This window comes from Microbulbifer rhizosphaerae (assembly GCF_014191725.1).
Classification (GTDB): Bacteria; Pseudomonadota; Gammaproteobacteria; order Pseudomonadales; family Cellvibrionaceae; genus Microbulbifer; species Microbulbifer rhizosphaerae.
This window is the reverse complement of record NZ_JACHWZ010000017.1, coordinates 60132-82275: the sequence shown is the minus strand read 5'-3', so window position 1 is coordinate 82275 and position 22144 is coordinate 60132. Positions and strand designations below refer to the sequence as shown.

General features: G+C 59.1%; 27 protein-coding genes. 11 read left to right on the top strand and 16 right to left on the bottom strand.

Annotated elements, in window-relative coordinates; all coding sequences use genetic code 11:
• Nucleotides 1-200 precede the first annotated feature (200 nt).
• Nucleotides 201-1010, bottom strand: coding sequence for a helix-turn-helix domain-containing protein (locus FHS09_RS16565; RefSeq protein ID WP_183461926.1), 810 nt, complete (start codon nt 1008-1010; stop codon nt 201-203).
• Between the two features lie 130 nt (nt 1011-1140).
• On the opposite strand from FHS09_RS16565, the gene FHS09_RS16560 reads away from it, so the two are divergent.
• Nucleotides 1141-1551: a hypothetical protein gene (locus tag FHS09_RS16560; RefSeq protein WP_183461924.1), complete on the top strand. Its 411-nt coding sequence runs from the start codon at nt 1141-1143 to the stop codon at nt 1549-1551.
• Between the two features lie 295 nt (nt 1552-1846).
• Here the strand turns inward: FHS09_RS16560 and FHS09_RS16555 are convergent, their stop codons facing one another.
• Nucleotides 1847-2803 (bottom strand): LysR family transcriptional regulator, encoded by a 957-nt coding sequence (locus tag FHS09_RS16555; protein WP_183461923.1) that lies wholly within the window; start codon nt 2801-2803, stop codon nt 1847-1849.
• A gap of 78 nt (nt 2804-2881) precedes the next feature.
• Between FHS09_RS16555 and FHS09_RS16550 the strand changes: the two genes are divergently transcribed.
• The 3 genes from FHS09_RS16550 (at nt 2882) to FHS09_RS16540 (ending at nt 5657) form a co-directional block, all read left to right on the top strand.
• Nucleotides 2882-3520, top strand: coding sequence for a DsbA family protein (locus FHS09_RS16550; RefSeq protein ID WP_183461922.1), 639 nt, complete (start codon nt 2882-2884; stop codon nt 3518-3520).
• Nucleotides 3521-3592: 72 nt separating this feature from the next.
• Nucleotides 3593-4492 (top strand): MBL fold metallo-hydrolase, encoded by a 900-nt coding sequence (locus tag FHS09_RS16545; protein ID WP_183461921.1) that lies wholly within the window; start codon nt 3593-3595, stop codon nt 4490-4492.
• Nucleotides 4493-4643: 151 nt separating this feature from the next.
• The gene (locus FHS09_RS16540; protein ID WP_183461920.1) at nt 4644-5657 is read left to right on the top strand and encodes a zinc-binding alcohol dehydrogenase family protein; all 1014 of its coding nucleotides are present in this window, start codon (nt 4644-4646) and stop codon (nt 5655-5657) included.
• Nucleotides 5658-5842: 185 nt separating this feature from the next.
• Here the strand turns inward: FHS09_RS16540 and FHS09_RS16535 are convergent, their stop codons facing one another.
• From FHS09_RS16535 to FHS09_RS16520, 4 genes are all read right to left on the bottom strand, one after another.
• Nucleotides 5843-6163 carry a rhodanese-like domain-containing protein gene (locus FHS09_RS16535; RefSeq protein ID WP_183461919.1) on the bottom strand — a complete coding sequence of 107 codons (321 nt, stop codon included), beginning with the start codon at nt 6161-6163 and terminating at the stop codon, nt 5843-5845.
• Between the two features lie 175 nt (nt 6164-6338).
• Nucleotides 6339-6839 (bottom strand): MFS transporter, encoded by a 501-nt coding sequence (locus FHS09_RS16530; RefSeq protein WP_343057508.1) that lies wholly within the window; start codon nt 6837-6839, stop codon nt 6339-6341.
• Nucleotides 6840-7011: 172 nt separating this feature from the next.
• Nucleotides 7012-8274, bottom strand: a complete 1263-nt coding sequence (locus FHS09_RS16525) for an SGNH/GDSL hydrolase family protein (RefSeq protein WP_183461918.1) — start codon at nt 8272-8274, stop codon at nt 7012-7014.
• Between the two features lie 22 nt (nt 8275-8296).
• A complete protein-coding gene (locus FHS09_RS16520) occupies nt 8297-9091 on the bottom strand; it encodes an SDR family NAD(P)-dependent oxidoreductase (protein ID WP_183461916.1) in 795 nt (264 codons plus the stop codon).
• Between the two features lie 321 nt (nt 9092-9412).
• On the opposite strand from FHS09_RS16520, the gene FHS09_RS16515 reads away from it, so the two are divergent.
• The 3 genes from FHS09_RS16515 to FHS09_RS16505 all read left to right on the top strand — a co-directional run bounded on the left by FHS09_RS16515 (nt 9413) and on the right by FHS09_RS16505 (nt 12059).
• The gene (locus tag FHS09_RS16515) at nt 9413-10504 is read left to right on the top strand and encodes a pyridoxal-phosphate dependent enzyme (protein WP_183461914.1); all 1092 of its coding nucleotides are present in this window, start codon (nt 9413-9415) and stop codon (nt 10502-10504) included.
• A 324-nt stretch (nt 10505-10828) separates the two neighbouring features.
• On the top strand, nt 10829-11716 hold the full coding sequence (locus FHS09_RS16510; protein WP_183461912.1) for a LysR family transcriptional regulator: 888 nt from the start codon (nt 10829-10831) through the stop codon (nt 11714-11716).
• Between the two features lies 1 nt (nt 11717).
• Nucleotides 11718-12059 (top strand): 2OG-Fe(II) oxygenase family protein, encoded by a 342-nt coding sequence (locus tag FHS09_RS16505; protein WP_221192066.1) that lies wholly within the window; start codon nt 11718-11720, stop codon nt 12057-12059.
• A 53-nt stretch (nt 12060-12112) separates the two neighbouring features.
• Here the strand turns inward: FHS09_RS16505 and FHS09_RS16500 are convergent, their stop codons facing one another.
• The gene (locus FHS09_RS16500) at nt 12113-12526 is read right to left on the bottom strand and encodes a VOC family protein (protein WP_183461910.1); all 414 of its coding nucleotides are present in this window, start codon (nt 12524-12526) and stop codon (nt 12113-12115) included.
• Nucleotides 12527-12869: 343 nt separating this feature from the next.
• Nucleotides 12870-13220: a hypothetical protein gene (locus FHS09_RS23285; RefSeq protein ID WP_221192075.1), complete on the bottom strand. Its 351-nt coding sequence runs from the start codon at nt 13218-13220 to the stop codon at nt 12870-12872.
• On the opposite strand from FHS09_RS23285, the gene FHS09_RS22590 reads away from it, so the two are divergent.
• Complete coding sequence (locus FHS09_RS22590; protein WP_343057507.1) at nt 13139-13888, top strand: DUF885 domain-containing protein; 750 nt, start codon at nt 13139-13141, stop codon at nt 13886-13888. The two genes, FHS09_RS23285 and FHS09_RS22590, sit on opposite strands and share 82 nt — an antisense overlap.
• A 106-nt stretch (nt 13889-13994) precedes the next feature.
• Here the strand turns inward: FHS09_RS22590 and FHS09_RS16490 are convergent, their stop codons facing one another.
• A complete protein-coding gene (locus FHS09_RS16490) occupies nt 13995-14195 on the bottom strand; it encodes a LysR substrate-binding domain-containing protein (protein ID WP_183461906.1) in 201 nt (66 codons plus the stop codon).
• 128 nt (nt 14196-14323) lie between these two features.
• Between FHS09_RS16490 and FHS09_RS16485 the strand changes: the two genes are divergently transcribed.
• Nucleotides 14324-14809 carry an NIPSNAP family protein gene (locus FHS09_RS16485; RefSeq protein WP_221192064.1) on the top strand — a complete coding sequence of 162 codons (486 nt, stop codon included), beginning with the start codon at nt 14324-14326 and terminating at the stop codon, nt 14807-14809.
• An 85-nt stretch (nt 14810-14894) separates the two neighbouring features.
• On the opposite strand, the gene FHS09_RS16480 is transcribed toward FHS09_RS16485, so the two are convergent.
• From FHS09_RS16480 to pdxR, 4 genes are all read right to left on the bottom strand, one after another.
• The gene (locus tag FHS09_RS16480; protein WP_183461901.1) at nt 14895-15236 is read right to left on the bottom strand and encodes a zinc ribbon domain-containing protein YjdM; all 342 of its coding nucleotides are present in this window, start codon (nt 15234-15236) and stop codon (nt 14895-14897) included.
• A gap of 64 nt (nt 15237-15300) precedes the next feature.
• A complete protein-coding gene (locus FHS09_RS23425) occupies nt 15301-15639 on the bottom strand; it encodes a 3-methyl-2-oxobutanoate hydroxymethyltransferase (RefSeq protein WP_221192063.1) in 339 nt (112 codons plus the stop codon).
• Nucleotides 15551-15745 (bottom strand): 3-methyl-2-oxobutanoate hydroxymethyltransferase, encoded by a 195-nt coding sequence (locus FHS09_RS22930; protein WP_343057506.1) that lies wholly within the window; start codon nt 15743-15745, stop codon nt 15551-15553. The genes FHS09_RS23425 and FHS09_RS22930 overlap by 89 nt, the downstream gene beginning before the upstream one ends.
• A gap of 546 nt (nt 15746-16291) precedes the next feature.
• Nucleotides 16292-17713 carry a MocR-like pyridoxine biosynthesis transcription factor PdxR gene (pdxR, locus tag FHS09_RS16470; RefSeq protein ID WP_183461899.1) on the bottom strand — a complete coding sequence of 474 codons (1422 nt, stop codon included), beginning with the start codon at nt 17711-17713 and terminating at the stop codon, nt 16292-16294.
• A gap of 88 nt (nt 17714-17801) precedes the next feature.
• On the opposite strand from pdxR, the gene FHS09_RS16465 reads away from it, so the two are divergent.
• On the top strand, nt 17802-18707 hold the full coding sequence (locus tag FHS09_RS16465; RefSeq protein WP_183461897.1) for a TlpA family protein disulfide reductase: 906 nt from the start codon (nt 17802-17804) through the stop codon (nt 18705-18707).
• Nucleotides 18708-18725: 18 nt separating this feature from the next.
• Nucleotides 18726-19184 (top strand): cupin domain-containing protein, encoded by a 459-nt coding sequence (locus tag FHS09_RS16460; protein WP_183461895.1) that lies wholly within the window; start codon nt 18726-18728, stop codon nt 19182-19184.
• Between the two features lie 232 nt (nt 19185-19416).
• Here FHS09_RS16460 and FHS09_RS16455 read toward each other — a convergent pair whose 3' ends face one another.
• From FHS09_RS16455 to FHS09_RS16445, 3 genes are all read right to left on the bottom strand, one after another.
• Nucleotides 19417-19809: a cupin domain-containing protein gene (locus FHS09_RS16455; protein WP_183461892.1), complete on the bottom strand. Its 393-nt coding sequence runs from the start codon at nt 19807-19809 to the stop codon at nt 19417-19419.
• A gap of 416 nt (nt 19810-20225) precedes the next feature.
• Complete coding sequence (gene yddG, locus FHS09_RS16450; protein ID WP_183461890.1) at nt 20226-21155, bottom strand: aromatic amino acid exporter YddG; 930 nt, start codon at nt 21153-21155, stop codon at nt 20226-20228.
• A gap of 84 nt (nt 21156-21239) precedes the next feature.
• Nucleotides 21240-21971 carry an AraC family transcriptional regulator gene (locus tag FHS09_RS16445; protein ID WP_183461888.1) on the bottom strand — a complete coding sequence of 244 codons (732 nt, stop codon included), beginning with the start codon at nt 21969-21971 and terminating at the stop codon, nt 21240-21242.
• Between the last annotated feature and the right edge of the window lie 173 nt (nt 21972-22144).

Here is a 22144-nt window from a genome sequence, read left to right as displayed (position 1 = left end):
TCTTCACTGCTAAGTACCCCCAATGAAATCGCGCAGATGGAAAACTGCGTGAATGCCGCTGGAGTCCGGATGCTGCATACCAGCGCTATTTACTCCAACTCCCAGGCGCTGCTCAATCAGTTAAACAGCAGCATTTGACCACTTCAACAAACAGAGAAAGGGAGAAATGAAGTGGGGCTGACCGCCATCACCGCGGCCGGCTAGTTTGCCGCCCTATATAAGTCCGCCAATCTATCGGCGGTGGCCTCGTCGGCCGGGAAGAAGGATTCAATGGCAAGTTCCGACATGGTTATATCGAGCGCTGTCCCGAACACGGTTGTTGTGCTGATAAGAGACAAGACGCCCAGCCCTGTTGAAATCTGTAGCGGGACTGCGATTTTGCCATAGGTCGACTGCTCGCTTGGCCGAAAGGGTTTCGCCCCCGGTGGCATTGGATAGGCTTTCAATTCCTCTTGCAGGGTCATCAGCGCCGAATCAGCGGTGATATCAATTTGATTTGCGAGCCGGACGAGGATGTGTTCGCGCCATTCGCGGAAGTTCACAATACGCGACGCCAGCCCCTGCGGATGCAAGCTGAGACGTAGAACGTTGGCCGGCGTCTGCACCAGGGATTCATCGACCCCTTCAAGAAGCTGCGGGACCATACGATTGGCATAAACCAGCGTCCAGTGCCGATCGACAGCCAGCGCCGGAAACGGTTCATGACCTTTTAGTATCCGCTCCACGGCACTATGCGCCGCGTGAAGCTCAGGGTCATCCGCGGCTCGCTCCCGGTAAACCGGTGCGAACCCGGCAGCGACCAGCAGTTTATTGCGTTCCCGCATCGGAACGGAAAGTCGTTCGGACAGACGGATGACCATATCGCGGCTTGGCACACTGCGACCGGACTCAATAAAGCTCAAATGCCGCTGGGAGACCTCTGCTTCGGCCGCAAGAGCAAGCTGGCTCAGCGACCGGCGTCGGCGCCACTCGCGAATCAGAGGACCGATCGAATTGGATGCAGTGTTCATATTCGAACAGTAACACGCCAAATTGCTGGTTCCTATTACCTCTAACGTAATCGATTTCCCTTCATGGAAGTTAGATAGTTGACGGCAGAAGTTCGAAAGAAGTGTTATTCATCCTTGACGAGGAGGCTTTATGCCAAATGCCAGACTTCCCATTTCCCTTCGCCAGATTCTGCTTGCCGACGCCGTGACATGCGCCGCCATGGGTATCCTCCTTACGCTGGCCCACGATTCCATTGGCGGCCTGACACAGATCCCGGAGCTATTGCTGATTTATGCCGGCTTCAGTCTGTTTCCCATCGCTGTTTTTATGTTGCTGGTCGCTTTGTTTTGGCTCCACCGCCCCCCGGCTGTCTGGTTAGTGATCGCGGGGAATGGACTTTGGGTGGCCGCGAGCCTGGCGCTCATTTCCGGATTGATCTCAGCGAATATTTTCGGCATCGCTTTTATAGGTATACAGGCGCTTGCCGTTGCAGCCCTTGCCTGGCTCGAGTTCGTCGCGCTGAAGGCCGCCCTTCGCGATCCCTCCGGACAAGCTGTATAGGAGCCTGCTCCAGGTCGGAAGGGACGCCTCCCGGTATCAATAGGAGCACTACTATCAACCCGGCAACGTTTATTGCCGGGTTGATATTCCTGCCCTTGCCAAGGCCGCGGCCCTGCCGCCGCTGACCGCCATCACCACCTGGGTGCTGCTCTCCACCTGACCCAGGTTAGGCCAAAGACCTAAAGAGGCACCGCCGAGGGGGCCGGGCCGCCCAAACCCGCTCTCCCCTGATTTTCAACGCGCTCTTCGAAATCTGTATCCCTCGCCGAACTTGTGCCGGCTTTTTTTGCGGATATCAGGAACGTGAAGCTTTTGTTGAATAGCGCAGCTTCTCTTCACGGCTCAGTACCTCGACAAAAGCACGCACTTTGACCGGACGGAAGCGTGCAGAGGGAAAAACAGCATAAATGCCGCCGGCGGGAAGGGACCACTGCGGCAGTACCTGCAGCAGGCGCCCGGCTTCGAGATCGTCCGCTACCGCATAATCCGGCAGTACAGAGAGACCCGCGCCCTGGCGCACGGCTTCGCCCACCGCGAGCGTGGTATCCAAAAATATGGACGCCTGCACACTGACATTCCGGCGCTCGATCTCGTTCAGGGAAAAACTCCAGCGCAAGGGGTCGCGCAGGGCCGTATTGGCGACGAAAGGCAGTCCGGCAATATCCGCCGGACCGGTGAGCCGTTCAATCTCGGATCGCATTCCCGGTGGGGCGACCAGCAGCTGGCGGAAAGTTCCGATTTGCCGGGCTTGCAAATTGGATTCATCGAGCCAGCCAACACGAATCGAGAGTTCAATATTGCTGGACATCAGGTCGAGCGTGCGATCACTCAAGACTGCATCCACTTTGCAATTTGGGTAACGCTTGGCAAACGCGGCGATAGCCGGCACCACCACGCTGATCCCATAGTCGAAGGGCGCTGTCAGCCGCAGGGTACCGGCAGGCTCCCCCTGCGCTTCGGCCAATTCACCGAAAGCATCTTCCGCTTCACGCAGAATGGAGGCGCAGCGCTGATAAAAGGCGTGTCCTGCCTCGGTAGGCTGCACTTTGCGCGTAGTGCGAACCAGGAGCGAGGTTCGGAACTCCTTTTCCAGACGGGCAACCTGCTGGCTGACCACCGCCTTGGTGATACCAAGACGCTCCGCCGCGGCGGTGAAGGAGCCCGTTTCCACGACCGCGGCAAAGTACACAAGGCGCCTCAGGTTTCCCAACTCTCCCAAGCCGGCTTCACTTTGATTGTATATTTTTGACATACAGAATGTGTATCACGTGTGCATTTAAAGATCAATACCTCTTCCCTATGATGGACGCCGTCAACAGAGGAATTCGCCATGAACACGACCCTTCGCTATTTGTTTGATCCCCTGTGTGGCTGGTGCTACGGCGCCACACCGGCCCTGTCTGCCTTGGAGGAAGTTCCGGGCGCAACCATCGAATTGCTTCCCACCGGCCTGTTTTCAGGCGAGGGGGCAAGACCCATGGACGACGATTTCGCGGCCTACGCCTGGAGCAACGACCAGCGTATCGCCCGCCTCACGGGGCAGAGCTTCACAGAGCGCTATCGCGAAGAGGTACTCGGAGATCGCCGGCAATTTTTCGACAGTGGCCCCACCACCGTAGCGCTGACCGCGGTGTCACTGACGGCCCCGGCACGGGAACTGGAAGCCCTCAAGGCGATACAGCGCGCGCGCTTCGTCGACGGCAAAGACATAACTGACTTGAAATTGCTGGCCTCCCTATTGGCTTCACTCGGCCTGGATGAGGCCGCCGTGATGATGGAGCATCCCGATACGGATCTTCTCGAAGCCAATCGAATCCGCATTAACCGGGCAGGAACTCTCATGTGGGAACTCGGTGCGCGCGGTGTGCCGGTTTTTGTCGCCGACACCGGGAAAGAGCGTCGAATGTTGCATACAAGCGCAATCTACTCCAACCCTCGAGCGTTGATAGATCAGTTAAGGGCTGCTTGAACAGCATCACTTTGCCTGTAAGCCCGAAAACCGCCCGAAGTTTCACTTCATTGTATAGAGAGGAAGAAAACCATGAAGACAAGACGCGATGTTCTCAAGACGATTGCCGCAGCCGGTGTTGCAGCGACCTTTATCGGCAGCGGCAGTGCCCTGGCCGCAGAAACCGGTCTGAACTGGAAGCATTTCCCGGCCGGCGAAAACGGCTTCTTTCGCGCCCCGGTATTGATCACCGGTGCTCGCGAAGCCATTCTTATTGACGGCGGTTTTACTTTTCCCGACGGCAAAGCGCTGGTTGAAGCGATCAAGGCTACCGGGAAGACGTTGACCACCATCTACATCAGCCAGAGTGATCCCGACTATTACTTCAGCCTCGCTCCGGTTAAGGCGGCGTTCCCTGATGCACGCGTGATAGCTGCTTCCGCGACAATTGCTGCGATCAAGGGCAATGTCGACAAGAAATTGGTCACCTGGGGACCACAACTCAAGGAAAACGGCCCCCAAACCATGGCTGACATAGTACTGCCGGAAGCTTTCGATGGTCGCACGCTGAGCCTGGAGGGCGAGACGATCGAGATCGTCGATGCCGATGGCTTGGCCAACCGCCGTTATCTCTGGGTACCTTCGCTCAATGCCATCTTCGGTGGCGTCATGGTTTTCTCTGGCGTACACGTATGGACGGCAGATACGGCGAGCGCGGAGGTTCGCGCAGACTGGGTGAAGAACCTGGACGCCATGGCGGCGCGCAAACCGGTCACCGTAATTCCCGGACATCTGGCTCCCGGAGCGGCAACCGACATCTCTGCAATTACCTATACCCGGGACTACCTCCTGGCGTTCGAAGAGGAGTTGGCCAAGGCGGCTGACAGCGCTGAACTCATTGCAGCAATGACCAAGCGCTATCCAGACGCCGGTATGGGCATCGCCCTGCAAATCGGCGCCAAGGTCGCCAAGGGCGAAATGAAGTGGGGCTAAGCATGGAGCAGTACGTCGACAGTGCCATGGTTCGACAGGCGCTTGCCGACTAACCAAATGGAACGCCAGCGAGAGACGCAATCAGGTGGCTCCCGCTGGCGCGATTGTTTCGGCTTCCCATACGCAGCCCGAAGCGATAAGGAGCAACCCGATGAAAGTGATCGGCTACTACAAATCCCTGCCCGCCGACGACGAGGAATCCCTGGTCGACCTGGAACTGCCCAGGCCCTCCCCGGGGCCGCGGGACATCCTGGTCAAGGTTGAGGCGGTGTCCGTCAACCCGGTGGACACCAAGGTGCGCGCCAACGCCGCGCCGCCGGAGGGCAGCCCGCGTATCCTCGGCTTCGATGCCGCCGGAACGGTCGAGGAAGTCGGTGCCGAAGTGATGCTGTTCAAAAAGGGGGATCAGGTCTTCTATGCCGGCGCCATCGACCGGCCCGGCAGCAACAGCGAATTCCAACTGGTGGACGAGCGCATCGCCGCGCGCAAGCCGGAATCCCTTTCCTTCGCCGAGGCCGCCGCCCTGCCGCTGACTTCCATCACCGCTTGGGAACTGCTATTCGACCGGCTCCGCGTCCCCTACGGTATAAAAACCCAAAACGATGCCCTGCTGATTATCAACGGCGCCGGCGGAGTAGGCTCCATCCTGACTCAGCTCGCCCGCCGACTGACCGGCCTCACGGTGATCGCCACTGCCTCGCGCCCGGAAACCGCCGCCTGGTGCCAGTCGATGGGCGCGCACCATGTGATCAATCACCATAACCCGCTGGATCGCGAGCTGAAGGAAATCGGCATTCCCCAGGTGCGCTATGTCGCCTCCCTAACCGGCACCGAACAGCACCTGCCGGCCATCATCGAACTGCTCGAACCCCTGGGCGCGATGGCTGTGATCGACGATCCGGCGACGCTGGATATCAAGCCCTTCAAGAGCAAAGGCCTGTCGGTGCACTGGGAATATATGTTTGCCAGGCCGGTTTACCAGACAGCGGATATGATCGAGCAACATCGCCTGCTCAGCGAGGTCGCCGCGCTGGTGGACGCCGGCGTACTGAAGACCACGATGAGGGAAGAGCTCGGTCCCATCAATGCCGCCAACTTGCGCAGGGCGCACGGGAAGCAGGAGAGCGGGCGCAGTATCGGCAAGAATGTGCTCGCCAGTTTCTGAGTCACCAGCGCAGCCCGCGGCAGGAATTTTTCCTCTGAATTTTCGGGGCCGGTCTGAATAAGGCCGGCCCCGTCACCGAATAGAAAGGGCAAGTATCCGAAGTGCGCTTCCTCAATGGTGATTGAGCAAGGCTGCCGCTGGGCCGATCCGGTCAGGCAACCTGCTTATCCGGACAGTGAAATTATTTAGTGGTGGTGTTCCATCCAGTCTTCCGTACCACCCTCATAGTCGAGGACATGACGGAATCCGGCCTTGTCCAGTTTTTTGGCGGCTTCCGGCGAGGCAGGGCAGTCGAAGTTCGCGCAATACACTACCACTTCTCGGTCCTTGCCACCGGCGACTTTTTCCACTGTTTCGATGAAGTCCTCGCTGTCCTGGGGAATATTGATGGAAGTGCGGATATGTTCCTTCTTAAAGTCCTCCCGGGGGAGGACATTGATAAGTACAAAATCCTCCTTTTGGGTTTCATTCATACGTTCCAGGTCCTCACGGGTGATGGCCTTCATAAGTTGCTCCTTTGACTGTTTTAGTCCCGCCGGCAATGGAGCCGGCACCTGATCCAACATCGCTCCGCTGAACAGAGTTGGTAAATCAGTGTGGCACAGGCTCTCTTTCCTGCAGGGTTTCTAACGTCTTTCCTTGCTACCGGGACAAGATGCAGCGCCTGTTGGCCACGGCCGATCAACTGCTCACCGGCACCACCCCGCCGCGACGTTTTTCCACCCAGCGCCCGACAAAAAACACCAGCAGGCCGCCGAGAGCCAATAGCGTGCCCACTAGACCGGTGGAGGGCCAGGCGAAACCGGCCTTCACCGTCACACCGGCCAGCCAGGCGCCCAGCGCGTTGGCCAGGTTAAAGGCTGCATGATTGAGAGGGGCGGCCAGGGTCTGGCCACCCTCGGCCACGTCCATCAGCCGCGTCTGCAGCGGCGCGCCCAGGGCCATGCTGGCCCCCACCAGGCCGACGAACAGCATCCCCAGCCACAGAGTATTGGCGGCGAAGTAAAACAGCCCCTGCACCGCGGCGCACCAAATCAGAATCAGCGGAATTGCACGCAGCAGATCCCAGTCCGCCACCCGCGCGCCGATCAGATTGCCGAGGATCCCGCCCACTCCGAACAGCGTCAGTACCAGCGACCCTAGGGACTCGGTCATACCCGCCTGCTCGGTGAGGGTCGGCATCACATCGGAGTGAACAACGGCGAAAAGCGCGGACCCAATTCTATTTGTGCCAGCCTGTCATCACCCCCCCAACAGGAGGGGATGAGCTGCTCGATTGGGGGGCGGGAAATTACCACGTCGCAAACAGAGACGGGAGAGCCTTCGTCTGTTTTTGTCCGGTGTGGCGTTTTTGTTACAGCAGCCGAAGGTCGATCGACTCCGCCATCGCCCGGTACCCCTCGTCTCCCGGATGCAGGTGGTCGCCGGAGTCATAGGCGGGCAGGAAACGGGAGGGGCGCTTCGGGTCCCTGGTTATCGCATCAAAATCGATCACCCCGTCGAACTCCCCGGAACTGCGAATCCAATGGTTGACCGCCCGCCGCACCTTTTCTTTTTCCGCGGAGTAGTAACCCGCCATCGGGGACTGGTCCAGGGCGCCCTCGAAGGGCGTCAGGGTGGCGCCGATAATCCGCACACCGCGAATATGTGCCCGGGTAATCAACTGCCGATAGGCGGCGATCAACCGCTCCGCAGCGGGAACTTTTTTCTCCGGCGCCAGTGCCGAGCCCGGCCAGCCGATATCGTTGATTCCCATCAGAACAATAACGGTCTCTACACCCGGCTGGGCCAATACGTCCCGCTCGAAACGGGCCAGGGCATTCTCTCCCATAATGTTGTCGAGCAGGCGCGCGCCGGAAATGCCCGCGTTGACCACCGCGATATCTTTCTCCGTCAGGCGCGCGGCGAGAAAATCCGGCCAGCGGTGGTTGGCGTTCAGGCTGGAGGCATTGCCATCGGTGATTGAATCGCCGAAAGCCACCACCGTGCGCGCTTCCTCAGCAGCATCCACCAGGATGCCGCTGAGGAAAATCCGCGTATTGGTCGTTTCCGGGGCTTCTATCTCTTGAGCGTCCACTTGGTTGCCCGCACCGATATAGGCAGTCTGCAACCCGTCCCAATGAAAGGTTTCCGGCGGCGTCGGCTCGGGCAGGAAGACACTGATCGCGAGTTGCTGCAGTGACGTCACCGCCAGGTCCACCGGGTCGCTGATTACTTCGGCACCCGCCGGAATCATCGGCGACTTGTCACCGGAAAATGCCAACGCGTGACCAGAGCCGGGGACAACCTCCGATTCATCGCCGGCCAGCGCCAGGTGCGCGGCACCGATACGGAGGGGCCGGGAACCGTACTTGTTGGACAGCACCACCCGCACCCTCTCGCCGCCAATGCTAACCCGCGCCACCTGGCGCAGAGTCTGGTTCCACAGGTGGAAGGGGGTGTTGGTGGGCAGGGCGAAGTCGCCGTTCCAGCGCGGCTGCGGGCTGGCGGTCCAGGTGGTAATCCAGTTTCCTTCGCTTTCCCCCGAGGCCTGTGCCAGCGGTACGGCAAAAAAAATCCAGACCAGAAGCAGGCTAAGAAAACGGCGCTGCGGGGCACTGTGTTTATTAAATTCCATCAAATATTCTCCGTTGTCATTGTCAGGTGATGGTCTCCACCACGCCCCCGTCCACCCGCAGGGCCGCGCCGGTAGTGGCGGAAGCCTGGGGCGAGGCCGCGTAAACCACCATATTCGCCACCTCCTCTACCGTCGCCGGACGCTGGATAATGGAACTGGGGCGCTCCTCTTTCACAAAGTTCACACCGGCTTCCTCGATCGACACGCCAGCCTTTTTCGCATCCTCCCCCAGCATTTCCCCAACGCCTTCGGACAATGTCGGTCCCGGCAGTACCGCGTTCACGGTCACCCCGGTGCCGGCTAAACGCTTGGCGAGGCCGCGGGAAACGGCGAGGTTGGCGGTTTTGGTAAAACCGTAGTGGATCATGTCCCCGGGAATATTCAGCGCCGATTCCGACGAGAGGAAAATCACCCGCCCCCACTTCTTTTCCAGCATCCCCGGCAGATAGGCCCGGGACAGTCGCACCCCGGAGAGCACATTCACTTCGAAAAAGCGCGTCCACTCCTCGTCGGGTATTTCGAAAAAATCCTGCAGCTGGTAGATACCCAGATTGTTGACCAGAATATCCGCCGTGGGCTCGGCCTTGACCAGCGCCGCACAACCCTCTGCGGTGCCCAGGTCGGCGGCCACACCGCGCACCTCGGCATCGGGAAAATCCTTCTTCAGTGTGGCGACCGCGTCGTCCACTCCCGGCGGATTGCGGCCGTTGATCACCACCGCAGCACCGCACTCGGCAAGGCCCCAGGCAATGGCAAAGCCGATACCCAGCGTGGAGCCGGATACAACGGCGGTTTTTCCGGAAAGATCGATTTTCATAACTCGCTCCCGTTCAGTGCTTATCTGCTGCTTGATGGGCTATTGTGATGTCGCGGAGCGCTGCTGATAATTGCTCTCAGCTATAAAACACTTTCAACCAGAATTTGAAGATGGAGTTGCTCCGGGCCGCCCTCCGCAGCCCGGAACTGAGGGTATGGGGCAATGCCGTCAACTTTTAGTCCCGAGTGTCCCCCGACAGGGGGGTGGCCTGCATCGACGCGCGGGACTTTCCCGCAGGCTGAGGCCGGCTTTTGCGGTTTTCCCGCGGCTGCCGTCGATAGAATGACCTGCATCGACAAAGTATTCGACGGAGTTTGCGATATGAGTGAAGCGTTTGATTGGCCGGAGCTGGCCTTCTCTTTTACTGAAGACCAATTCCAACCCACGCCGCTGATCGAACTGCCCCGGCTGGCGCAACACATCGGAGTCGGGAGCGTCCTGGTAAAAGTCGAAACGGAACGCCCCCTGGGAAACTTCAAGGTGCTCGGCGGTTTCACCGTCGCCCTGAAAATACTCGCGAAAGCAGTCGGCGCCGAAGATCTCCACGAACTGAAAGCGGTCGGGCTTTCCGGGGATTCGATGCCGCGTCTTATCTGTGCAAGTGACGGTAACCACGGTCTCGCCGTCGCAGCCGCGGCGAAGGCAGCGCGTACGCGGGCTTCTATCTTCCTGCCGGCGGCAGTCAGCGAGACACGGGTGAAGCGAATTGTCGCCGCCGGTGGAGAGGTCGACCCTATCGCCGGCACCTACGACGACGCAGTGCGCTATGCGGCCGGCGCGGCCGCGCGGGGGGAGGGCCTGCTGGTACCCGACACCAGCGCAGATCCCGAAGACCCGGTCGTCAGGGAAGTTATGGCTGGCTACACGCTGCTCACGCGGGAACTGTTGACACAGCTGCAGAGTAGAGCTCATAAATACCCGAGCCACCTTTTTGTCCAGGCCGGTGTAGGCGGCCTGGCCGCGGCGATGGCAGAGGGCCTTTGGGCAGTAATGCAAAAACCGAAACGAATATTCACCGTGGGGTCCGCGACCGCTGCCTGCGTAGCAGCTGGCCTGGCCGCCGGACAACCGGTTCACATTCCCGGAAACCTGGAGACTTCCGCGGAGATGCTGTCCTGCGGCATCGCCTCGGCGCCGGCGCTGAAAATTCTGCAGCGTTTTGACACCCGCCCACTGGTCGTCAGCGAGGGCCTGTTACAAACCGCGGTTGCGGCACTGCGCGAAGCCGGCGGCCCAATGTGCACGATTTCCGGGGCGGCTGGACTGGCAGGCCTGCTCCATATTGCCGAAAGCCCCTCCCTGCGCACTTCTCACCATCTCTCCGCGGACAGCACCGTGCTCCTCACCCCAGGCATTAGCGGGAACTATTCCCGTATATCGTTCGAGAATAAAACTCGACGCATTGGGGAATAGTCATAACTTCTTCTGCAGCAGACTTGGCTGATGAGAGGTCTTGCCAGTGGACGATGTCAATGAATTCACTATCTTCAGAAACACCGAATTCCCTGTGGACGAATCCAGGAAAATTGGTCAGGAGTGGAGTAACTGCAAGTGCAGCCGATTGTATCTGCTCCGCCGATACACCACTCCCTTTGCACGAAATACAACCACTTCAAAAGCTCAGCCACACGAGCCCCGCATGGCGGTGGCTCTGATCTGAAATGAAAGATTTGTAGTGCCGTCCGCGATCGCCAATAATCAATCACCATTGCAACTGTCCTCAATAAAAATTTGAAAATGTCCAACCTCAACGACCTGCGCTTATTTGTCGAAGCCGCCCGGCTGGGCTCACTAAGCGCCGCCGCGCGCAGCCTGGAGCGAACTCCGGCGGCAGCCAGCGCGAGCCTCAAGCGGCTGGAAAAGGAGTTGAAGGTGCGCTTGGTGGAACGCAACACCCGCAGCCTGCGCCTCACCCCGGAGGGACTGCTGTTTCGCGAGCGGGTCGCCCCCGCCCTGGCGCTGCTGGAAGATGCTCAGCACGCGGTTCACTTCGACTGCGCCGATATCAGCGGCGAGATACGCCTGACCGCGCCGGTGGACTTTGCCCGCCAGTGGCTGCGCCCGCTGATGGACGAATTCCAGGTTCTGCACCCGCAGGTACGCTTCACCCTGCTGGTCGGCGACACGGTGCGCGACCTGGTTTCAGAACCCCTTGATCTCGCCCTGCGCTACGGCGAACTGCCGGACTCGGCGCTGGTGGCGCGCCGTGTGATGGCCAACCGCCGCTTGGTGGTGGGCGCCCCGGAATATTTTGAACGGCACGGCCGGCCCGGCCATCCCCAGGACCTGCTTGCCCACAACTGTGTCATCTACCTGAGTCAGGGCCAGCCCTACCGCCGCTGGCTTTTCCAGCGTCGCAGCGAAACCGTGGTGGTGGAGGTGAGCGGCGACCGCATCTGCAACGACGGCGCACTGGTGCGCGAGTGGGTGCTGGATGGCGTCGGCCTCGCCTACAAAAGCGAACTGGATGTGCGCGGGGATATCGAGGCCGGCAGGCTGGAGCCGGCGTTCAGAGACTGGCAGGGCAGCTCAGCACCGCTGAATGCGGTGTATCCCGGTACGGGGCCCAGACCGGTGCGGGTGCGGCGGTTTGTGGAGTTTTTAACGGATCGTTTGGGAGAGTAAAGTGAAATTCTGGCGCTGGGAGAAAGGCAGGCAGAATACCGGCTACGAGAAATTACTTCTTCTGGCGGCACGCTGGCCAATCCCATTTGACCTCTATCTGCTGCGATTCAGGGAAGGGATATGTATTCCACCGCACACGGATCGTGTGAAATCCGGAAGACACTACCGGCTCAATATCGTGGTTAAGAAAGCGAAGGCAGGTGGAGAGTTTTTATGTGACTCGCCGATCTATGAAAGCCCGCGAATAAAATATTTCCACCCGGATATATCTGAGCACTCCGTCAGCAAAGTGCAATCGGGGACACGGTATGTGCTCAGCCTCGGTTGGGTTCGCCGAAGCTGAGGACCTTTCCCGGCAGAACTCCTGCCTGCAGGAAGGGTTTCGTGAGCCGCCGGTCAACCGGCCTGTTGCAGCGCAGCGGGGTCCATCCACACAACTTCCCAGATATGGCCGTCCAGGTCCCGGAAAGCGCGGCCGTACATAAAACCGTGGTCTTCCGGCTCTCTGAAGGCGCTGCCGCCCGCTGCGGTGGCTTTACTGATCAATGCATCGACCTCTTCCCGGCTGTCGGCGGACAGACAGATCAGCACCTCAGTGCTCTTGCCCGTGTCGCAGATCTCCATACCCGGCGTAAAGCTGCTGAACTTCTCACGGGTGAGCAGCATGACGAAAATACTGTCGCTGATAACCATGCAGGTTGCGGTTTCGTCGGTAAACTGGGCATTGAAGTCGAATCCGAGCCGGGAAAAGAACTCGATGGATTTTCCCAGTTCAGCGACGGGCAGGTTTACAAAAATCTTTTTGGACATCTCTATTTCTCCGTTGAGGTCGGTATTTGCTTGAGTTTGTACCCCCTAGTCGGACGGGCCGGCCCGCAATCGACATAGCAGAAAGATTTTTCCCGCCGGGAACCCCGGGGCCGCTTTCCTCGTATCCGCCCATCCCAAACCGGTTGACACCTTCCAACATTCTTCTTATTGTGCTTAACAAATAGTTATTTTGCATGCAAAGTAATACACGATAAAAATAATCAGCAGCTGCTCCGGAGAACCCACTATGATGCTCCCGTCATCATCGGCGCAAGCCCGCTTGCCCAGTGGCCTGGAGGTCGCCGCCCTCACCGTCGCGCTGATCGCCACCATCTACGTCTTCCTAAACCTGCTGGCGCTGCCGATCCAACTGGCGCTGTTCACCGCCTGGTTTATCGCCATCGCCCTGGGCCTGCGCCTCGGTCACAGCTATGCGGTACTGCAGCAGGGCCTGATCGACGGTATACACAGCGGCATGGAAGCTGTGCTGGTGCTGATCGCCGTGGGCGCGCTGATCGGCAGTTGGATACTGGGCGGCATAGTGCCCAGTATCATCTACTATGGCCTGTCGCTGATGAGCCCGCAGCTGTTCCTGCCCGCGGCCTTCCTGATCTGCGCCGTCACTTCCCTGGCCACCGGGACTTCCTTCGGCACCGCCGGCACTGCGGGTATCGCGATGATCGGTATCGGCCACAGCTTCGGCATGCCGTTGCCGCTGGTGGCGGGCGCGGTTATTTCCGGCGCTTACATGGCGCCTACTGGGTCAACACCTACGCCCTGGACAAACGGCCGCTCTACGTGCTGGAAGCGCTTACCTTTCACGAGGCCGTTCCGGGCCACCACCTGCAGGTGGCCCTTACCCAGGAACTGGAAGCGCTGCCGGAATTCCGCCGCAACCTGTATATCTCCGCTTTCGGCGAGGGCTGGGGGCTATATAGCGAATACCTGGGCGAGGAAGCCGGTTTCTACCGCGACCCCTACAGCCGCTTCGGCCGCCTCACCTACGAAATGTGGCGCGCCGTGCGCCTGGTGGTGGACACCGGCATGCACTCAATGGGCTGGAGCAAGGAACGCGCGATCGGGATGATGGAGGAGAATACGGCCCTGTCGAAACACGAAGTGCGCACCGAGATAAACCGCTATATCTCCTGGCCCGGCCAGGCCCTGTCCTACAAGATGGGCGAACTGACCATACTGCGCCTGCGCGCCAAGGCGGAGCAGGCGCTGGGGGAAAATTTCGACCTGCGCGAATTTCATGACCGGGTGCTCGGCAACGGCGCGGTGCCACTGCGTATTCTGGAAGCCGAAATAGACGAATATATTGCCGGGCGATCTCGGGCGCTGCAGGCGGGAAACCAGTAGGCCCGACTTTCCATAAGCAGCCTCACAAGGTGGGGAGTTACCGGCCTACGGTCAATCAAGGGATGTCGGCCTGTAGGAGCCAACTCAACAGATTGGGCTTACCGGCTCAAACCCGCTCGCGTAAAAACTCGGCAAACACCCGCAACTTCGCTGGCAAATGCCGGCGGGATGGATAGTAGAGGTAGAAACCCGGCAAGTCGGGACACCAGCTCTCCAGTATCTGCTGCAAGCGCCCCGCGTCCAGGTGCTCGCGCACCGTTTCCTCCAGCAGGCATCCTAGTCCCATCCCGTCCGGTACCGCCCGCATCGACCTATGCGGCTCGTGTGGAATGCCATGAAATAGCAATATTTCATGCGGCCAGTTACTGCCAGAGGGAGATGAATCGACAACGGGTGGAAAACATTCTGCAGTAGGATATTGTCAGCGCTAAAAACATGACAACCACCGAGGAATATGCCATGGAATCAAAAAATAAGGCGAACGCAGGTCTCTCCCTATTACTCCTGTGTATTCTTTGCCTCGCAGGCGCAGTACAGTCAAAGGCCGGCAACGGGGCGGCTCCCCTTATTAAAAAGCCCCCGGTAGTTCACCAACTGCGTATCTACGAAATACCCAGGGAGAACAAGGACGTCTTCCACGACCGCTTTCACAAACACGCGATGCGGATCATGGACAAATACGATTTCAATATTGTCTCCATATGGGAGACCGAATACGACCAAAAAACCGAGTTCGCCTATCTTCTCGAATGGCCGGACGAGGAAACCATGAAAGCGCAGTGGGAAAAATTTATGACAGACCAGGAGTGGAAAGATATCAAGAAAAAAACCGGCAAGGCCCACGGCCGCTTTGTGAACGCTATCGAAGACCGAAAGCTGACCCTTACCAGCTACTCTCCCAGTAAGGTACTGAAACACTAAGTTAAGCAGTTTTGACTCGATACACAAGAGCCCCGGATCGACCGGGGCTTTTGTTTGACAGCGGGGCTATCGCCAGTTGCGCCTATCAAGCCTTCTTCACAAACTCCGACTTCAGCTTCATGGGGCCGATACCATCGATCTTGCAGTCGATGTCATGGTCGCCCTCCACCAGGCGGATGTTCTTGACCTTGGTGCCCACCTTGACCACCGATGACGAACCTTTCACTTTCAGGTCCTTGATCACGGTGACGGTGTCGCCATCCTGCAGCACATTGCCGTGCGCATCCTTGAACACCTTGCCGCTCTCGGCTTCCTCCGGCGCGGCGTCCTTGGACCACTCGTGGGCGCATTCGGGACAGACGTAATTTACGCCGTCATCGTAGGTATATTCGGAACCGCAGCTGGGGCAGTTGGGCATATCGCTCATGGGGGAATCCTGACAAATCACTTACAAAGAATAGGGATTTTACACCATCCCACCGGTCCCCAGGCTACTTCTTTATCCCGAAACAGTGCTCCGCAGCCGGGAAGGCCCCAGTCCGGGCCTCCCGCTCAAACTCGGCAAATACCTCCCGAACCTGCACACTGAGATCGACGTATTTCTTCGCGAACTTCGGCGTGTAGTCGGAGAAGAGCCCGAGTACATCCTCGGTGACCAGTACTTGGCCGTCGCAGGCCGCAGAGGCTCCGATTCCGATGGTGGGGATGGAAACGGCCTCGGTTATCCGCCGGGCGGCACTATCAAAGACCCCCCTCGACCAACAGGCAGAAGGCCCCCGCCCTGTTCGTGGGCCGGGCCTCCCGTACCAGCAGATCCACGGCCACCTCATCCCGCCTCTGGGCCTTGAAACCGCCCATGGCGTTGGCGTGCTGCGGCCTCAGGCCGATATGGGGCATTGCCGGAATACCCCGCTGAACTAGTGTCCTGTCTGGTATTAAATAGTGATATCAGAGCCGAATGGCACTAAGTTAAGGCTTAGGGGCGGGCCTGCTGCCGTGGGTTCTTTGCGGGACACGCCGTGAATACGTCCCTGTAGGCTTGTCTGCGAGGTCCCTCTCGCAGACAGTCCCGCAAAGAACCCCCGGCATCAGGCCCTTCGCATCGAACTTATGGCTTAACTTAGTGCCATTCATATCAGAGCCCCCCAGATTGTTCACAGTTAGGCGCAGCTCGCAGGGAATGGTCATTCCCTTTTCAAGAGCTGCAACGCCGCTGTGGGCAATCTGGGGGGCTCCCTTCGGGCGGGCCGCTAAGCAGCCATCTGCGGCGTTGCGCTTGCTTGACGTAGATGACTACGTCGGCGCAAGTGCGCCTAGCACCTGGCCGCTTAGCGGCCCGCTGATATCACTATTTAATACCAGACAGGACACTAAGGTACTCCACGGTGTGGTGTTGGACCAACACCAGCCCCCGTGCCAGGCGCCGTGAACGAGTACAAAAGTCAGCCGGCGCCTGCCATCATGTTTGTTCTCCCTGCGCTATTAACTTTCCGTACACTCCATGATCTCCAGAAGATTCTCCGCAAAATCCCTGCAATCTTCTTCTCGCGCATTGGTAAATCCCACCAGCAGTCCCTGAAGCACTTGCTCCGTCCTCAGGTAGTGCTTGCTCAGGGCCGGTACCTCAAACCCGCGAGCCATCATTTGCCGCGCAATATCGAGGTCGCGCTTTTGTCCATCCAGCTTCAGTGTAATGTGCATACCGTGCGGACGCGTCTGTACGGTTACCGGCACCTGGCACTCGCGCAGGGTTTGCAAAAACAGGTCGCGTTTGCCGCGGTACAGCGTCCGCATTTGACGTAAATGAGCCTGGAAATATCCATCCTGGATAAAATCCGCAACGGCGTTCTGCGTCAGTACCGGGCTGGCCCCATCGCAGAATCCCTTGACTGAGCGGAACCTCTCCAGCAGCGCTTCGGGCACCACCAGATAGCCCAGGCGCAATTCCGGGGACAGCACCTTGGAAAAGGTGCCCACGTAAATCACCCTTTCGCTATCGTCCAGTCCCGCCAATGCGGTAAGCGGCTCTCCGTCATAGCGGTACTCCGCGTCGTAGTCGTCCTCGATAATCCAGCCCCCGCATTCGCCTGCCCAATTCAGAATCTGTAGCCGGCGTTCCAGGCTCAGGACGGAGCCGAGGGGAAACTGGTGGGACGGCGTCAAGTAGACTGCCTTTGGTCCTCCGGCGGGGGAATGCAGTATTTCTCCAGGCTGTATTCCGTCGTCATCCACCGGCAGGGGCCGCAGTTCAAAGCCGCAGGCCTCAAACGCCTGCCGGGCGCCCACGTAGCCGGGGTCCTCGATATAGATCTGCCCGCTGATCTCCCGCAATACCCTGGCGGCCAAATAGAGCGCCTGCTGTCCGCCGCCGGTAATCAATACCTGCTCCTCCCGGCAGCGCACCCCCCGGTATGCACCCAGGTAAGCGCTCACAAGCCTGCGCAACCGCACAATACCTTCAACCGGCGGCCTGGCCACAGCCGGCTCAGCCCTTTTTACCACAGCCCGCAGCACTTTCTGCCAGGTAGGCGAAGGAAAGTGATCCGTGTCGGGCAGGGCGAAACCCATACGCAAGGGGGCGGAACACATGTCGCGGGGGGTTGTGGGTTCGCAGGGACTGCCCGAACGCCCCAATAGCGGTACGGGGCGAACCACGGTACCGCGCCCCACCGCGGACTCGGCGAACTGCTCGTCCACCAGCAATTCATAGGCGGCGATAACCGTATTGCGGGACACACCAATTTCCGCCGCCAGTTCCCGCGACGATGGCAGGTGCACACCGGCGGTCAGACTGCCGTTCAGGATCATATCGCGGATATAGGCGTACAACTGCCGGTAGCGGGGCGTATCGTCTTTGCTGTCGAAGACGATGGAACTGAAAGGAATACCCGTGGACGGTTTCATGAATGGACCCGGTGGACCGGCGGTAATGGATCTACCGCCGTCCCGGGCCCCCCTCTAAGCTGGACCCGGTCGAGACGAGGAGGACCCGATGAAAAAATTTGTAACGCCGGCGCTATTCTGGCTATTCCTGCTGCCGGGCTCAAGCATCGCCGAGCCGGTGGCTGACTTTTCCGTAAAGCTGATCGACGGCGGCGAGTTTTCGCTGCACAGGGGTGCGAAGGGCAAGCCGCTACTGTTGAAGTTCTGGGCCACCTGGTGCCGCGCCTGCCTTAAGCAGATGCCGGACTACCGGAAGCTCTATAAGCAGTATGGCAAGCGGGTGCAGTTTCTCGCGGTCAATGTCGCCGTCAACGATTCGCCGGAGCAGGTAAGCGCCGCGGTGCGCGAACACGAATTGACTATGCCAGTGGCCTACGATGAAACGGGCGAACTGTGGAGTCGATTCAACGTGATGGGCACGCCCATGTATCTGCTGCTCAATGCCGAAGGGGAAATTGTCTTCAGCGGCTATCGTCACGATGAACGGCTAAAGCAGGCACTGGAAAAACTTCCAACTGCGGAGCAGAGCGCCGCGCCCGAGCCGCCGCCGGTACTGACCGATCTGGACGGCAACACACTGCAGCTGGTCGCCGGGCCGGGAGAGATACTGGTCGCCTACCATTTTGCCACCTGGTGCGAATCCTACCTTACGGATACCGATGCGGAGCGAGCCAAGGCCTGCGCGGAGTTCCGCCAGGGCATCAATCGGCTCGGGCAGATACCCGGTGTCAGGCTGATCGGTTTCGCTACCCGCTACAGCAGCGATACGGAAAGCCTGCAGCGCTACCGGCAACAATACCGTATCGATCACTCCCTGGTTTTTGACAGGGCCGGGATATTTGCCCGGCACTTCGCAGTGCGGAATTTCCCCCACTTGGTAGTGCTGCGCCATGGCGCCGCGCCCCGGCACTGGCAGCGTATCGATGAAAACCTGCTTCAACAATTACAACCTTGATTACTGAGGAAACTACTGATGAATATGACCGCCATTGCCGGGCTACCGACCCGCTCGGTTTCCGATACAGACGCCCCCTGGGTTCCCCTGGGCGAGGGCAAGGCATTCAAGCCGCTGCGCTTCCTGTGCGACAACAGGGGCTTTGTGGAACTGCTGCGCCTCGAACCCGGCGTGGAGATCGGCTGGCACCGCCACACCGGCGAGGTCCACGCATTCAACCTGCAGGGCACGCGCGAATTGCACACCGGCGAACGCATAGGGCCCGGCGACTATGTGTATGAGCCCCCCGGCAATACGGACAGGTGGCGCGCTATCGGCGAGGTGCCGCTGGTACTGCTTGTAGTAGTCATGGGCGAGGTGGATTACCTGGATGCCGATGGCGAAGTGAGCGCCCGCTACAGTGCCGGGACATTGCAGGAACTCTACCGGCGCTACTGCGAAGAGCAGAGCCTGGAAATCTTGGATCTTGCGGACTGAGAAACTTTCGCGAGATGCACTACTACCTTAAGTGTACCGAAAGCTCACGCGGGTAACTATTTGCCCTGAGTATAACTGGAATGCAGATATTTCCTTGTAGGAGCGCGATCAGCTCTCACTTCGCTAGACCAATCGCGGTCATGGGCCGCTCCCACAAGGAGGGAGCAGTTATCCGCGCGGTGGGATTTCTATAAGCAGATCCCCACGCCGATAAAATACGTATGATCAGATATTACGCGGGCTTATGCTGAGTTCCCTCTCCCGGGGTGATGAAAATCATCCCGGCCTTCGCGTCGACTTTTGCGGTATGCCAAACACCCTTCGGAACAATGATGTAATCCCCGGAATTTTCCAGCGTAAGTAATTCCTCTCCGGACTCCAGCTGCAACCGGAAGTGCACCTTTCCGGACAACAAAATGACCACCTCATCTCCTTTCGGGTGCATTTCCCATGTCGCCCAGTCTTCACCAAATTCATAAGCAGAGATCAGCTCATGCCCTTTGAATCCGTCGTACTCCCTTCCCAGCCGCTCATACAGGGATGAATCATTGCTCTCCTCCACTACCTGTTTCTCCGGAGAGATTACAACAAAATTGTCGAAGATTGATCGCATCGCATCCTCCATTTCAGGGCCTCCTCGTTTTTGCATATGTTCCGATATAAACCGCCCGACTGCACCATTTGCGTCCGGGCGGGATCTATTGAGAAGAACGAACAACCACCGCCAGGTTTTCGACGGCCATAAGTGAACTAATTTACATTACACTTAAGTAGATCATTGAGATGGGCTCCGGCCATTCCGTATTTTTTGTGGAGAGAATCCCAAGGCAGCAGGCTTTCAGAGATATTACCTCTCATATCCCGGTTAGACAAAATGGACATCGAGCTTCTCCCCTATTGGCGCTACGGGCCTGACTTCTTTTATTTATTGGTGTCGTCCTGCTTCAGTTTTATTGGCGCCGGAAACATCTTTTCAGCAGGTTAGAAAAACACAATAAAAAGTTGAATGAGCATCCAGTTAATTGGTAAAAACTTAGGACATTATTGATCCCCTACCGCAGAGCGGTGAGGGCCGGAAGTAGCGTCCACAAACCGGCTTGGCCGCCGCAATCCCGGCCCGACGGCGGCCAGCAGGGCCCCGCCGACGATCAGCAGGCTGGAAATGGCCAGGACCCAGCTGGATTCAGCGTAACCCGCCAGTACCAGCAGCAGCGTCGATACCAGCGGGGCACCGTAAGCGAGCACGCCGAGCAGGCGCAGGTCGCCGCGCTTGATGCCGTAATCCCAAGTAAAGAATGCGACGCCCACCGGGCCTAGCCCCAGGCCGACAATGCCCAGCCACTGCGTGCTCCCCCGGGGCCAGACCCAGGTCTCCCACAGTAGGTGACAGGCGAAGCCGAGTGCGGCGGTGGCGGCGCAGAAGCCACCAACCGCATCCGACGGCACCCGGGCAAGCAGCCGGCTGGCCACCGAGTAGGTGGACCAGATCAGCGCGCAGCCGATGGCCAGCGCGTAGCCCGACCAGTAGCGCCATTCGAAGCCACCCTCGTCGCGATCCAGCAATAACCAGCAGCCGGCCAGCGCCATCAGTGCGCCGGCGATATGCATCGCGAGTAATTTCTGCCCTGGCAGCAGCGCGGAAAAAATCACGATTAATAGTGGCCACAAATAGGCCAGCAGACTCACCTCCACCGCCGGCGCCAGTGACATGGCGGCGAAATAGCAGGCGTGATAGCCGAAGAGCCCGCCCACACCCAACAGCCAGGCGCGCGGCGGCTGGCGCAGCATTTGCAGCGGCGAGGGGCCGAGCAGCAGCGCCTTCATCAACATCAGTAGCCAGGCGATGCCGAAGGTCATCGCCAGCATTTGAAACGGTGGTATGCGGTTATCGGTCAGCTGGGTCAGCAGCGCGAGCGTGCCCCAGAGCAGAATAGAAATACCGCCGATGGCCGTCGCCTTTCCCCGAGTCACTCTGTCGCCTCCATAAATTTCCGAGAGCGTCAGATTAGGGCAACTGAATGGAAAGCACTTTGGCGAAACGGCAGAAGTTTTTGCTCAGCAGGCAGAAGAGGAACGGAAATAGCGCGGCGACCTGCCGAAGTGGCGGCGGAAGCGGTCACTGAAGGCGGCGAGATTGCTATACCCGACCCGCTCGGCTATGCGCTGCACATTCAAATTGCCGCTCTCCAGTAAAGTGCAGGCCAGCTGCATGCGGCGCTCCGTTTGGTACTGCTGGGGCGTCATACCGAAACAATTCTTAAACAGCTCGGACAGTCGGCGCGGGCTCAGGTGGGCGATCGCGGCCAGCTGTGCAAGCAACAACGGCTGGTCCAGGTGCTCGTCTATCCAGGCCCGTGCGACCTGGACCCGCCGGTCTATTTGCAGCTCTCCGCCGTAACGCTCGGTCAGCAACTGTACCAGCAACAGCATCATCTGGTGCTGGGCGCGGGAACCGGGGCGGGAGTGCTCCAGTTCGGATCTCAGGAAGACAGTGTAGTGGCCAAGGGCGCTGTCCAGCGGGATAAAGGCGGGCAGCCGCTCCAGTTCCGGTGCCAGCGCGGAAGGGATATCGGCAACGATAAAGTAGTTGTCATCGCTGGTCGCGGCAAAAGCGTGATCTTCACCGGCGGAAATGAGTGCGCCCTGCGCCTCGCTGACCCTGCCCTCGCGCCCGCCGATGCTGGTCAGCAGTGAGCCTGCCAGCGGCAGTACCAGTTGGTGGTAGTCGTGGTGATGCCGCCGGGTTTCCCGGTCGTAGCTGCGCAGGTCGATTAGTGGGCTGGACATGGGCGGATCATAGCACCCGTCTGAGCTGACCAGGTATCCGCTCTAACCGAAACTGCCCTCATTCCCATTTGATGTAATCGCGCCTCCCCCTCCACCCTACCATCGTTCCCACTTGCTCCCGCTGCGGCTGGGGCGGGCCCATTCCGCGGTAAAGGCCGGGGCACACCGGCAAA

Excerpts from the sequence above, each read along its gene's own strand:
- FHS09_RS16565 (WP_183461926.1), bottom strand. The coding sequence starts at position 1,010 with ATGAACACTGCATCCAATTCGATCGGTCCTCTGATTCGCGAGTGGCGC.
- FHS09_RS16560 (WP_183461924.1), top strand. The coding sequence starts at position 1,141 with ATGCCAAATGCCAGACTTCCCATTTCCCTTCGCCAGATTCTGCTTGCC.
- FHS09_RS16555 (WP_183461923.1), bottom strand. The coding sequence starts at position 2,803 with ATGTCAAAAATATACAATCAAAGTGAAGCCGGCTTGGGAGAGTTGGGA.
- FHS09_RS16550 (WP_183461922.1), top strand. The coding sequence starts at position 2,882 with ATGAACACGACCCTTCGCTATTTGTTTGATCCCCTGTGTGGCTGGTGC.
- FHS09_RS16545 (WP_183461921.1), top strand. The coding sequence starts at position 3,593 with ATGAAGACAAGACGCGATGTTCTCAAGACGATTGCCGCAGCCGGTGTT.
- FHS09_RS16540 (WP_183461920.1), top strand. The coding sequence starts at position 4,644 with ATGAAAGTGATCGGCTACTACAAATCCCTGCCCGCCGACGACGAGGAA.
- FHS09_RS16535 (WP_183461919.1), bottom strand. The coding sequence starts at position 6,163 with ATGAAGGCCATCACCCGTGAGGACCTGGAACGTATGAATGAAACCCAA.
- FHS09_RS16530 (WP_343057508.1), bottom strand. The coding sequence starts at position 6,839 with ATGCCGACCCTCACCGAGCAGGCGGGTATGACCGAGTCCCTAGGGTCG.
- FHS09_RS16525 (WP_183461918.1), bottom strand. The coding sequence starts at position 8,274 with ATGGAATTTAATAAACACAGTGCCCCGCAGCGCCGTTTTCTTAGCCTG.
- FHS09_RS16520 (WP_183461916.1), bottom strand. The coding sequence starts at position 9,091 with ATGAAAATCGATCTTTCCGGAAAAACCGCCGTTGTATCCGGCTCCACG.
- FHS09_RS16515 (WP_183461914.1), top strand. The coding sequence starts at position 9,413 with ATGAGTGAAGCGTTTGATTGGCCGGAGCTGGCCTTCTCTTTTACTGAA.
- FHS09_RS16510 (WP_183461912.1), top strand. The coding sequence starts at position 10,829 with ATGTCCAACCTCAACGACCTGCGCTTATTTGTCGAAGCCGCCCGGCTG.
- FHS09_RS16500 (WP_183461910.1), bottom strand. The coding sequence starts at position 12,526 with ATGTCCAAAAAGATTTTTGTAAACCTGCCCGTCGCTGAACTGGGAAAA.
- FHS09_RS16490 (WP_183461906.1), bottom strand. The coding sequence starts at position 14,195 with ATGCGGGCGGTACCGGACGGGATGGGACTAGGATGCCTGCTGGAGGAA.
- FHS09_RS16485 (WP_221192064.1), top strand. The coding sequence starts at position 14,324 with ATGACAACCACCGAGGAATATGCCATGGAATCAAAAAATAAGGCGAAC.
- FHS09_RS16480 (WP_183461901.1), bottom strand. The coding sequence starts at position 15,236 with ATGAGCGATATGCCCAACTGCCCCAGCTGCGGTTCCGAATATACCTAC.
- FHS09_RS23425 (WP_221192063.1), bottom strand. The coding sequence starts at position 15,639 with ATGAGGTGGCCGTGGATCTGCTGGTACGGGAGGCCCGGCCCACGAACA.
- pdxR (WP_183461899.1), bottom strand. The coding sequence starts at position 17,713 with ATGAAACCGTCCACGGGTATTCCTTTCAGTTCCATCGTCTTCGACAGC.
- FHS09_RS16465 (WP_183461897.1), top strand. The coding sequence starts at position 17,802 with ATGAAAAAATTTGTAACGCCGGCGCTATTCTGGCTATTCCTGCTGCCG.
- FHS09_RS16460 (WP_183461895.1), top strand. The coding sequence starts at position 18,726 with ATGAATATGACCGCCATTGCCGGGCTACCGACCCGCTCGGTTTCCGAT.
- FHS09_RS16455 (WP_183461892.1), bottom strand. The coding sequence starts at position 19,809 with ATGGAGGATGCGATGCGATCAATCTTCGACAATTTTGTTGTAATCTCT.
- FHS09_RS16445 (WP_183461888.1), bottom strand. The coding sequence starts at position 21,971 with ATGTCCAGCCCACTAATCGACCTGCGCAGCTACGACCGGGAAACCCGG.